Annotated in this window: 7 protein-coding genes; 2 read left to right on the forward strand and 5 right to left on the reverse strand. The window is 39.0% G+C overall.

Annotated features, from left to right (window positions below):
- Positions 1–21 precede the first annotated feature (21 nt).
- From NW213_RS06480 to NW213_RS06500, 5 genes are all read right to left on the reverse strand, one after another.
- The gene (locus NW213_RS06480; protein WP_258322214.1) at positions 22–3,282 is read right to left on the reverse strand and encodes a TonB-dependent receptor; all 3,261 of its coding nucleotides are present in this window, start codon (positions 3,280–3,282) and stop codon (positions 22–24) included.
- A gap of 713 nt (positions 3,283–3,995) precedes the next feature.
- Positions 3,996–6,356, reverse strand: coding sequence for a carboxypeptidase-like regulatory domain-containing protein (locus NW213_RS06485; RefSeq protein ID WP_375338116.1), 2,361 nt, complete (start codon positions 6,354–6,356; stop codon positions 3,996–3,998).
- A 99-nt stretch (positions 6,357–6,455) separates the two neighbouring features.
- On the reverse strand, positions 6,456–6,863 hold the full coding sequence (locus tag NW213_RS06490) for an HIT family protein (RefSeq protein WP_204390949.1): 408 nt from the start codon (positions 6,861–6,863) through the stop codon (positions 6,456–6,458).
- Positions 6,864–6,918: 55 nt separating this feature from the next.
- Positions 6,919–7,383 (reverse strand): transcription elongation factor GreA, encoded by a 465-nt coding sequence (gene greA, locus NW213_RS06495; RefSeq protein ID WP_154044821.1) that lies wholly within the window; start codon positions 7,381–7,383, stop codon positions 6,919–6,921.
- A gap of 182 nt (positions 7,384–7,565) precedes the next feature.
- A complete protein-coding gene (locus NW213_RS06500) occupies positions 7,566–8,711 on the reverse strand; it encodes a TlpA disulfide reductase family protein (RefSeq protein ID WP_235339399.1) in 1,146 nt (381 codons plus the stop codon).
- 211 nt (positions 8,712–8,922) lie between these two features.
- Between NW213_RS06500 and pnp the strand changes: the two genes are divergently transcribed.
- Positions 8,923–11,091 carry a polyribonucleotide nucleotidyltransferase gene (gene pnp / locus NW213_RS06505; protein WP_258322215.1) on the forward strand — a complete coding sequence of 723 codons (2,169 nt, stop codon included), beginning with the start codon at positions 8,923–8,925 and terminating at the stop codon, positions 11,089–11,091.
- 173 nt (positions 11,092–11,264) lie between these two features.
- Positions 11,265–12,083: an endonuclease/exonuclease/phosphatase family protein gene (locus tag NW213_RS06510; protein ID WP_258322244.1), complete on the forward strand. Its 819-nt coding sequence runs from the start codon at positions 11,265–11,267 to the stop codon at positions 12,081–12,083.
- Positions 12,084–12,295 lie beyond the last annotated feature (212 nt).

Raw genomic sequence — 12,295 nt, forward strand, 5'->3', positions numbered from 1 at the left:
AATTTCCTGTTTTAAATGGTTTTAGAATGTAACATTAATACCTCCGACAAAAGAACGGCTCTTAGGGTATGCAGCATAATCAACTCCAGGATTCATAGGATTCTTTTTGCTGGTTGTATCCACTTCAGGGTCAGCTCCTGAATAATTTGTCAAGCAGTACAGATTGTATCCTGTAGCATAAATTCTTATTCTCTGAGCAAACACTTTCTTAGCCCAAGATTTTGGTAAAGTATAACCTACAGTTATGTTATTTACACGCAAGAACGATGCGTCCTCTACTGCATAATCAGTAAGTTGTAATGTAGTTACAGCAGCCGGATTATAGATTGTTGCGCCTGCATTTATTTCATTAAGTCTGGCAACCAGATTTTCTGCACCTCCATAAGCTTCGATAGTATTTACACTAGGACGTCCAAGGTTCATACCTGTAGCAGGATCAATCCACGTATATCTACCGTTTGCCAACGAGAAGTCATTATTTATATTATATCCTCTGGCAGAACCCGAATAGAATGAAAGAGCCAATTTTGTACCATTGATAATCTTGTTTCCTACCGAATAGTTAAAGAACAGATTAAAGTCAAAGTTACCGATTGTTCCGTCGAAACCAAAACCACCTGTTACCGGAGCAATTGTATTGCCTAGTCTTTGCTTGAGAGGTTCACCATTTTCATCACACTCCAGTTTCAAGGCTCCAGGATACAATGTACCTCCAGTAATAGACTTGCTGTTATCTGTTATACCTTCTCTCAAAGCCCAGCTAGTACCATTCAACACAAGTTCTCCATTAGGATTTGAAACAGGATCATAAGCTGTAAAGAAACCATTTGTCTTATATCCCCAGATTTCTCCCAATCGTCCACCTTCTTCAACACAGAAGTTTTCATATTTTGCAAGTGTACTACCAGCCCATTTATAAACCTGCTGCCATGGATTATCAGAATTCAGTTCATCAATACGGTTCTTATTATAAGAGATATTGAAGTTGAAGTTCAAGCTTGCTTTCTTTTTATCAAGTATAACCGCATTCATTGACAATTCAACACCCTTATTTGAAGTCTTGCCAAAATTCTGATATTGATATGTATAACCTGTATTTGAAGGTATTTCAGTCTGCATCAACAGGTCTTTTGTAGTATTCCAATATACATCAACAGAACCGGACAAGCGATTATTCCAAAAGCCGAAGTCCACACCAAGATTTCGGGTAATAGTTGTCTCCCATTTCAATCCAGGATTAGACAAGGTAGTTCCGTGTTCCAACATTGACACTCTGTTTTCATCGAAGAAAGGAGCTTTTGATGTATTGTCAGACAAAGAGAAAGTACTATACATCAAACCTGAGCTGATACGGTTATTACCGGCTGTACCAAAGCTTAAACGAAGTTTCAGATTAGACAACCAGTCTGAGCTTTCTTTCATGAAATCCTCATCAGAAATACGCCAAGCCAATGCAGCAGAAGGGAATACACCCCATTGGTTTCCTTTGGCAAATTTACTTGAACCATCGGCACGGACTGTAACAGTCATCAGATACTTGTCCATTAAAGTATAATTGGCACGTCCGAAGAATGAAACCATATTATCTTTAATACCTATATAAGTCTGATTAGGCAGTGCTGTACCCGATCCCATATTAGCCAATACTTCTTCTATAGTCATTGATGCAGGGAATGCCACTGATGTGTTTTCCAATGTAGTTTCCTGACTGCTGCTTACTTCATGTCCCACAAGAACATTCAAATGGTCACGACCACTGAACAGTTTCTTATTATCATAAGTGATAGTATTTGCATTACGCCAGTTTCTTGTCACATCGCGGTTAAACACAGTCTGAGGCTGACCGTTATAACCTAATTTTGAATTCTGAACAGCATCAGCAGTCCATACCTGATCTGTATTATCATACTTCCAGCTATATCCGAACTCGGAACGCACTGTAATATTCTTAAATGGTTTCCAGTTCAAGCCAACGTTATAGTTCTGATTAAGTGTAGATCTTTTCTTATATGTAGCCAACAAACGTTCCAAAGGATTCTTTTGTGTACTTGTATTATTTTCCTCGTCATCAGTATTTGTTGTCAATGGATCTACAGGACGGAAACGTGCCGAATTTGCAACAATTGAATTGGCTGCATTAGATTCATTGGTATCGGCACCACCGCTCAGACCATTAATGATAGTGTAACTCATACGGGCATTGAAATCCAATGTAACCCAATCACTTAACTCAGCGTTAATCTTAGCGTTGATATTATCTTTATTATAACCAGATCCCAACATTATACTCTTTTCGTCATTATGAGCATAGCTTACATTATATTTTACCTGCTTGCTACCTCCACTGACATTCACATTATACTGAGTCTGATTACCTGTACGTCCAAAAATCTCATCCTGAAAATCATCACCTTCTACAGATCTCCAGATATCCAAATCCGAATAATTTCCATAATCTGTAGAACCGAGTTCATGCTGATAAGCCACATAATCATACGGGCTTAATACTTTTACCAGTTTTGTAACTTTCTTGAAACCGTAAGAAGCATTGAAATCTACCTGTGTTTTTCCTTCTGTTCCACTTTTTGTAGTAACAATTATTACACCATTAGCACCTCTGGCACCATAAATAGCAGTAGATGACGCATCCTTCAATACGTCAATACTTTGAATTTCAGAAGGGGCAATATCACTGATACTTGAAACAGGAAATCCGTCAACGATATACAACGGAGAGTTATCCTGCGACAAAGATCCTCCACCACGAACACGAATCTTCATTTCCGCATCAGGTGAACCTTCTGTAGTCGTAATGTTTACACCAGCCAATTTACCAGTCAAAGCCTCAGCCGCACTTGACACTGGCACTGCTGCTATCTTCTCTGAACTTACAGAAGCTACAGCTCCGGTCAAATCTCTTTTATTAACAGTACCATAACCGATTACCACGACTTCATCCAGAACTTCGGTATCTTCATGCAAAACAACATCAATCAAAGAAGAATTATTTTCTTTAACTTCCACCTCAGTTGTTTTATAACCGACGTACGAAAAAATCAATGTCTGACCTGCTTTTACATTAGGCAAACTAAAATTACCATCAATATCTGTAATTGTACCAAGCCCTGTATTCTTCACTTGTACACTTACACCTATTAATGGTTCACCCGATGCATCCCTGACAGATCCATTAACTGCACTCTCTTGAGCGAAAGAAGGAAAGCTACATGCGCCTGCTATCAACAACAAGCCTGCTTTCTTTTCAAAAAAATTACTACTCATAATTTTAAGATTGTTAGGTATATGTTTTTCTTCAAATAAAATTTCTTCTGTAAAAACATCTTTTGCGTTAATCACCAAATGAAAAAGTTAACATTTCATCCACTTGTTTGAAGCAAAAGTAGCACTAACACTTATATATGATGTGGGAAATATTGATTAAAGAGTTTCAAAAATTGACTTATTATCCGGTTATAAATGATTTTGAGAACATCATGGAACAATTTTTCCACTACTTGAGTAATAATAAATGTCTATTATGTCTTTGAAGAGAATATCTTTACTAGTAAATTGTATTCAGAATCTTTACCATTCTTCTAGAACGGAAATATATGCACGAGACAATAGTAGCTAATATTAAACAAATAATCAGATAACTCGCTTTCATCATCAAAAAAATAACCTCACCAGTTTTTATCGAACAACTTGCTCAAAAAGGTCAATAATATGCTGAAAATCGATACGCACACGTTCAGTCTAAAGCGTGCGCACATTCGATTCAAAGCGTGCGTCCATTCGATTCAAAACGTGCGCACGTTTCAAGTAAAATGTGCGCACATTTTTTTCGGACAATAAAAATGCTTAAATACTGACATAAACGGTCATTCCAAGTTCGGAATTAAGCTAATAGACTTTTGTTTACCAGTTCATAAGTTTTCTCAAATATTCCGTCAATTCGGAAGACATTTTCTGATGTTGCCTCATCGAAGGATAAATCAATATTCAAACGTGATACCAATGGTAGGAAGCAGAGTTCCGCTTTCCATCTTGATATTTTTCATTATATAGTGTCCTGGACGCTCCGGATCCTCTACTCCCGTACTCATAAGAGCATCAGGCTGACGTAATTTGCTTGCAGTGATGTTCTGTATGTCGAGATAAAAGCCTAGCATACATTTCTTCAGATAGAATGTCTTGTCAACTCTGACATCAAGCTGACCGAAAGCCGGAAGACGCTCCATGTTATAACGGCTGTAGTCATAGTAAGCACGTCCCTGCACATTCCATGCTTCTATAAGAGAAGATTTTTCCTTATCGTATGGAGTAAACGGAGAACCGCCTATGGCACATACACGCATACCTACACTCCAGTTCTTAGGCAAATTGTATGTACCGCTCATATTGAAGATAAACCTGTTGTCCCATGCCGATGCTACATATTTATCATCTGCACCCGATTTGAACTCACTTCTGAAAAGTGTCAATGATGAAGAAAGATTAAGTTTCTTTGCCAACAACCATTTGAACATTATTTCGACACCATAAGAACGTCCTTCCGCATCAGACACAAGTGGTTCATTACCGATAACGCCGTAATCGTTTCCCTTGCACGACAAAGGTATATTATCGGCAACAGAAAGAGGCATGTTGTTATATTTTTTGTAGAAACCTTCTGCCGAGACTTCCATTGTTTCGGTAGGATTCCATGTCAATCCCAAACTTTCCTGAGTGACAGATGTATAGTCCAGGTCCTTATTCACATATACGTCTTCATTATTCTTATATCCCAAGGCTGTATATGCAGGCAGCTGATAATAGAGTCCCATGTGACCGCTCAGGTAAAGACCGTCTATAAGACGATAAGATACGGAAAGACGTGGCGACAGCTGTCTCCAGAGTTCCTTCATCTTGTCGCTATAGTTATTTCCATCGGTACGCACTCCTAAAGAAGCTGTAAACCTGTCGTCGAATGAGGAATAATCGGCTGATGCATATATTCCCCATCGCAACATATTGAGACGGGTATCGTAATTGAACTCACGCAGTACATCGGTAAAGATCTTCTGATATGTATCATTAGTATAATGTGTATAATTCAGTTCGAAACCTGCATTCATTTTCCATGAATCCCATTCGGATGTATTCTCCACTCTAAGTTTTGTTTCCTGCTCCACCGAGCCCAGATCCAGATTCAGATTATCGGGATTACTGTCATCATTGTCCTGATACTTGTAATTACGGTTATGCAGATAGCTGTGACTCAAAGTCACCGACTGTACATGATTTCCCGCATAATGACGGTAAACACCTCCAAGAGTGAATGTTTCCTGCTCTATGGTAGGAAGATAGCTCAACAGATATTCAGCATAGTCGCCGTCAATATCCATATTAAGCTTCATGCGGTCAAGACCTCCAAGTCCAAGAACGGTAAGCTCGTTCTTATCATTAAATCTTGTCTTTATCTTGAACGAAGCATCTGTATATGCCGGAAGAAAAGGAAGACCCAAAACCTTGAACAACATCTGAAGATATGACTGTCGCACGGATACAAGATAAGAAGTCTTATCGCCTATGTGGCCGTTCGAACTGAGAGAAACTTCAGAAGCTCCCAAAGTGGCTTTCAATGAATTGCGCTCCATGCTTCCATCACGAAGACTGAAGTCGAGCACAGAACTAAGCGCGTTCCCTCTGTGTGCAGGGAAAGCGCCGCTATAAAATTTCACATTACGTATCAGGTCGGCATCAATCAGTCCTACAGGACCGCCGGATGCGCCCTGAGTACTAAAATGGTTTATGTTAGGTATTTCCACCCCATCCAGATAAAACCTATTTTCTGAAGGGCCTCCACCACGCACTATGAGGTCATTTCTATATCCTATAGGCGAGAATGCCACTCCCGGATAGTTCTGGACCACGCGCGATATATCACGGTTTGCTCCTGGAGCCTTTTCTATCTCCTGAAGACCTATAACCCTAAGGCTGACAGGACTTTCTGCCACTCTTCTGAAAGGTGAGGCCGTAACAGTAACTTCCGATATGGAAGTACTTTCCTCCTCCATCTCTATATTTATGTGCGGTGTAATATGATTGACTCTATATTCTTCGGTAAATACAGTTTTATAACCGATGGTGGAAGCTCTGAGCTGATATATTCCAGGAGGAACTGAATTAATGGTAAAATTTCCGTTGACATCTGTCGATGCACCTATATTAAGACCTACTACAAGTACATTTACAAATTCCAATGGTTCGTGAGTGGTCTTGCTGATTACCGTTCCTTTTATCTGATAGTTCTGGGCCATGACAGCCACTGCAATAAACAGCAATAATATTCCACTGAAGATTCTTTTATTCATAAAAACAGGTTTTTCACATTAACAGATTGCAAATCTAATGATAACAAACAAAAAAAGCCATCTATTCGGATGGCTTTTAATACTTATATATTAGGAAAATTATTTCTGAGCTTCAGTCCATGCCTTGTTGATTGCATTTGCGATAGACACAAACTCTTCTGGAGTAAGCGACAGTTTAGGATTTGAGAAAAGCATATCCGATTCCTTTTGTATAGGAATAAGGTGAATGTGTGCATGCGGCACTTCCAAACCTATAACTGCTTCTCCAACCTTCTTGCATGGGAATGCCTTCTGTATTGCCAACGCCACTTTCTTGGCAAAGACATGCATTTCAGCCAATTCGCTGTCTTCGAGGTCGAATATATAATCAACTTCTCTCTTAGGAACAACCAATGTATGTCCTTTGACTAACGGATTGATGTCAAGAAAAGCATAAAATTTTTCATTCTCTGCTACTTTGTAACTTGGAATCTCTCCTGCAATGATTTTACTGAATATTGTTGCCATATATTATTGGATATTAAATAAGGCAAGCCTGCACAAAACAGACCTGCCTTAACTATTAAAATGATATACTTAAAATTTCAAGACTGATTTTACCCTGAGGTATAGTAATTTCCGCTATATCACCAACTTTCTTGCCCAACAAACCCTGTGCAATAGGTGTAGTAACAGAAATCTTTCCTTCTTTAAGGTTTGCTTCGCTCTCCGATACAATTGTATAGGCCATCTTCATGTTGTTCTTGACATTCTTCAGTTCAACACGTGTAAGAATCTGGACTGTATCAGCTTTCATCTTTGATGTATCGATAATCTTGGCATCACCGATAGTCGCTTTAAGCTGGTTGATTTTCATTTCCAACAATCCCTGAGCTTCTTTGGCTGCATCATATTCTGCATTTTCCGACAAGTCACCCTTATCACGTGCTTCAGCGATAGCTGCAACAATTCTCGGACGCTCAACAGCCTCCAGATGTTTTAGTTCGGCCAAAAGTTTCTGATAGCCTTCTTCTGACATATAAGCCATAATAATTTTCCTCCTAAAATATTTCGTTATTAATAATTATCTCATTTGACATAAAACAAAAAAGAATTCCGACATGTTCAACTATGCCGGAACCCTTTGTCTTATATTCTGCGTGCAAAGATAAGCTTTTTTCTTATAAGTCAAGCAAATAAGTATTCTATTTTTACATGCTATTAAACATGTTAGAGTAATTTCTTGATTTCGGCTTCAATATCCGATTTTTCATTCAGCCTAAGCACCAGTTCATTGTTTTTATTTACAAGGAATGCTGTAGGCAATGCTGTTACGCCATATATGTTGACATAAGTTGAATAAGGTCCTTGCGGATCGCGCACGCATACCCATGGAAGGTTGTCGCATGCCGTTTTCCAGAAATGCTCGTCCGTATCAAGCGAAACCTGATATATCACCAGACCTTGTGAAGAATATTTATTATACAATTCTCTAAGCGCCAAAGTTCTTGCTCCAGAACTTGGAGTGCCGTATGCCGTGAAATCTATAAGCACGACCTTACCTTTATAGTCTGTAAGATGTTTTGTCTCGCCGTTTATATCTTTCAAAGGAATATCTATTATTGATGTCTCATTTATCATATCCTCAGATATTTCCAGAGTTTTTGTCTGAGGAGTACGAGTATTTTTCATACCCTTGATAACCATATTATAAAGGTTTCTGGAACGGTCCGCATGCGGATAGTTATGGTTCAGGCTTGTAGCCACAGCAGCAAAACACTTAACATCTTCCTTATTTGATAACGGATTGAATATCATAAATCCATTCAACTGCTGGAAAAGAGCAAAATATGACGAAGCCTTGTCCGGTTCCTTATAGATGTAATTACGTTTTACATCATTCTTGTAGCTTTCAATCATACGGAACAGACTGTCCTGAGCAAGTCCGGCAGGCATTCCGGATTTATTAAGTTCATTTACCTTAGCCTGAAGATCAGCCTGAAGCAATGAAAGTTCCTTTATCTTTACATTACTTTCGGAACCGGTTACGGAATATCCGGAAGAGAAAGTATTATAGTCCGAACTGATGTTTACCGTCTCTGTTGAATCTACAACAAAATTTATAATTCTGTCGTCAACTCTCAAACGATAGAAATCCGGAGCTTCAGGTCTGGCTTCTGAAAAATGGTATCGGCCGTCGCCGCTTAATTTTGTAGAATCCAATCCTACAACGCCTTCTATCGAAGAATGTTCAATATACAACATCTTACCTTCTGCGCCAGAAATTTCACCCTCAACATTAAAAACGGGACCACGATTACATGCTGCAAATCCTGCAGAAATAAGGACGGCAGCAATATAGCTTTTTTTGCTCATATTGTTTATTTCAAAAAATGTTTAATCTTTATTTTTGCGATGCAAAGTTACTGTTTTAAACGATTTGACAAAGTTTTTTTACTTCTTCTTAGTATTAGGCTACAAAAAAATAGTATTTTATGAAAGTTTCACCTCACTTTCACCTGTTTACTGCGATAAAATGTATATCTTTGCGCATATTTTGACGAAAAACTATATTAAATCAATTTTTATGATCAATCCAATTGTTAAGACGATCGAGCTTGGAGATGGCAGAACCATCACACTCGAAACGGGAAAGCTAGCAAAACAGGCAGATGGTGCTGTTATGCTACGCATGGGTAACACCATGTTGCTAGCTACTGTTTGTGCAGCAAAAGATGCAGTTCCCGGAACAGATTTTATGCCTTTACAGGTAGAGTACAAAGAAAAATATTCAGCATTCGGACGTTTCCCTGGCGGTTTCACTAAACGCGAAGGCAAGGCATCTGACTATGAAATTTTGACTTGCCGTCTTGTTGACCGCGCATTACGTCCTCTTTTCCCTGATAATTTTCATGCAGAGGTATATGTAAACATTATTCTCTATTCAGCTGATGGTGTTGACATGCCTGATGCACTTGCAGGACTTGCAGCTTCTGCAGCGCTTGCTGTTTCAGACATACCTTTCGGCGGTCCTATTTCAGAAGTTCGTGTAGCACGTATTGACGGTAAATTCGTTATCAATCCTACATTCGAAGCCCTTGAAAAGGCAGATATGGATCTTATGGTGGCAGCCACTTACGAGAACATCATGATGGTGGAAGGTGAAATGGAAGAAGTTTCAGAACAAGACCTTCTTGAAGCAATGAAATTCGCACACGAAGCTATCAAGGTTCACTGTAAAGCTCAGATGGAGCTTATGGAAGAAGTAGGCACTACAGTTAAACGTGAATATTGCCACGAAGAAAACGACGAGGAACTCCGTAAAGCAGTTCACGACGCATGCTACGAAAAAGCTTACGCTATAGCAGCTTCAGGCAACAGAAACAAGCACGAACGTGGTGATGCTTTCGATGCTGTTTGTGAAGAATTCAAAGCACAGTTCACAGAAGAAGAACTTGAAGAAAAAGGTGCAATGATAGACCGTTACTATCACGACGTAGAAAAAGAAGCTATGCGCCGTTGCATCCTTGACGAAGGCAAACGTCTTGACGGACGTACTACTACAGAAATCCGTCCTATCTGGTGCGAAGTTAGCCCACTGCCTGGTCCTCACGGTTCATCAATCTTCACACGTGGTGAAACTCAGTCTTTGAGTACTGTAACTCTCGGTACAAAACTTGACGAAAAAGTAGTTGACGACGTACTTGACCAGCACAAGGAACGTTTCCTTCTTCATTATAACTTCCCTCCATTCTCTACAGGTGAGGCTAAGGCACAGCGCGGTGTAGGACGTCGTGAAATCGGTCACGGCCACTTGGCATGGCGTGCTTTGAAGGGACAGATACCAGCAGATTATCCATACTGCGTACGTGTAGTTTCAGATATACTTGAATCAAACGGTTCATCTTCAATGGCAACAGTATGTGCCGGAACATTGGCTCTTATGGATGCCGGTGTACCTATCAAGAATCCGGTATCAGGTATTGCAATGGGATTGATCAAAAATGCCGGCGAAGACAAATATGCTGTTCTTTCAGATATTCTTGGTGACGAAGACCACTTGGGAGATATGGACTTCAAGGTTACAGGTACTTGCAAGGGTATCACTGCTACACAGATGGATATCAAGTGTGACGGTCTTACATACGACATCCTTGAGAAAGCGCTTCTTCAGGCAAAACAAGGTCGCGAATATATCCTTGGCAAACTGACAGAATGTATCGCAGAACCTCGCGCTGAATTGAAGCCACACGCTCCACGTATCGAGACAATGACAATTCCTAAAGAATTCATCGGTGCTGTAATCGGCCCTGGAGGTAAGATTATCCAAGGAATGCAGGAAGAAACAGGTGCAACTATCACTATCGAAGAAGTTGACAACGCAGGACGTATCGAAATCTCAGGTACAAACAAGAAGTCTATCGATGATGCTATCCGCCTGATAAAAGGCATAGTAGCAATCCCTGAAGTAGGTGAAGTTTACACGGGTAAAGTTCGTTCTATAATGCCATACGGTGCATTCGTAGAATTCCTTCCAGGAAAGGACGGTCTGCTCCACATTTCAGAAATCGACTGGAAACGCCTTGAGACTATCGAAGAATCAGGATTGAAAGAAGGTGACGACATCGAAGTAAAACTTCTTGAAATTGATCCTAAGACAGGTAAATTCAAACTTTCACACAAGGTTTTATTACCAAAGCCTGAAGGTTTGGAAGAAAACAACAAGAAACGCGATAGAAAACCTCAACAGAAATAAATCTAAAGAAAGGTGATCACAATGATCACCTTTTTTTATCTATAAACTCCAATAAGGAAGATAAATAAATATAAGAAACAAGTTAACTTAAAAAAGAATATACCATGACAAGGCATCTACAAACAGCAAAAAAATTTGTTCTAAATGCATTTGCAGCATTTTTCACACTGACAATGTTCTCATGTTCGTCTGTAAAAGACAATCCATCTGAAATAACCTATGCTACATTTAATATCAGACTTGACCATTCAGGTGACAGTCTGAACAACTGGAAATACCGCAAAGACACTGTCGCAAGCTTTATACATGCTCAGGACTTGGATATTATAGGTATGCAGGAAGTATTACACAATCAATTGGAAGATTTAAAAGCAAGACTGCCTGAATATGCAGAAGTAGGTGTAGGACGAGAAGATGGCAAGACCAAAGGCGAATATGCCCCTATATTCTTCAAAAAAGACAGATTTGAGATACTGGACAATAATACATTCTGGCTGTCACAATATCCTGACAGTGTAGGATTCATAGGATGGGATGGAGCATGTACACGTATAGCCACATGGGCAAAAATCAAAGACAAGAAAAACGGAAAGATTTTCATGGCTGTAAACACTCATTTTGACCATGTCGGAACAGAAGCACGTCGCAAAGGTGCGCTGCTTATTATTGAAAAAATAAAAGAAATAGTAGGCGATAAACCTGCAATTCTTACCGGAGATTTCAATGTAAACGAGCTTTCTGAAGCATACAAGACTTTAACAACAAACAGTTTTGTACTAAAAGATACACACAAAGAAGCTGAAAATACAAGTGGAGTAAATTATACATACCACGATTTCGGCCGTTTAAATCCAGGCTCCAGAGATAAAATAGACTTTATTTTCATCACTCCACAAATTAAGGTTAAAAGCAGCTATATACCTAAAGAGGGTACAAAAAGTGACAAACACCTTTCCGACCATAATCCTGTGATAGTAAAATTATCATTCTAAAAGTTGATATCAAATACTGATCATTGTTTTACATAAGTCATATGTCGCAAATAATTTATGTTTTGCGACAAAAATAAAGTTTTGTTACTTTAAAAAGTTTTACATACAAATCATAAAATGAAGTCATATGTTGATGATATAATCAATTATTTATTATAAAAACACTCTTTTTTAATGTATTCTATCGTGGCTCTAATATATTATTTGTACTT

This window comes from Bacteroides sp. ET336 (assembly GCF_024733815.1).
Lineage (GTDB): Bacteria > Bacteroidota > Bacteroidia > Bacteroidales > Bacteroidaceae > Phocaeicola > Phocaeicola cellulolyticus.

Coding starts and splice junctions, on each gene's coding strand:
- pnp (WP_258322215.1), top strand. CDS start 8,923: ATGATCAATCCAATTGTTAAGACGATCGAGCTTGGAGATGGCAGAACC.
- NW213_RS06500 (WP_235339399.1), bottom strand. CDS start 8,711: ATGAGCAAAAAAAGCTATATTGCTGCCGTCCTTATTTCTGCAGGATTT.
- NW213_RS06510 (WP_258322244.1), top strand. CDS start 11,265: ATGTTCTCATGTTCGTCTGTAAAAGACAATCCATCTGAAATAACCTAT.
- greA (WP_154044821.1), bottom strand. CDS start 7,383: ATGGCTTATATGTCAGAAGAAGGCTATCAGAAACTTTTGGCCGAACTA.
- NW213_RS06490 (WP_204390949.1), bottom strand. CDS start 6,863: ATGGCAACAATATTCAGTAAAATCATTGCAGGAGAGATTCCAAGTTAC.
- NW213_RS06480 (WP_258322214.1), bottom strand. CDS start 3,282: ATGAGTAGTAATTTTTTTGAAAAGAAAGCAGGCTTGTTGTTGATAGCA.
- NW213_RS06485 (WP_375338116.1), bottom strand. CDS start 6,356: ATGAATAAAAGAATCTTCAGTGGAATATTATTGCTGTTTATTGCAGTG.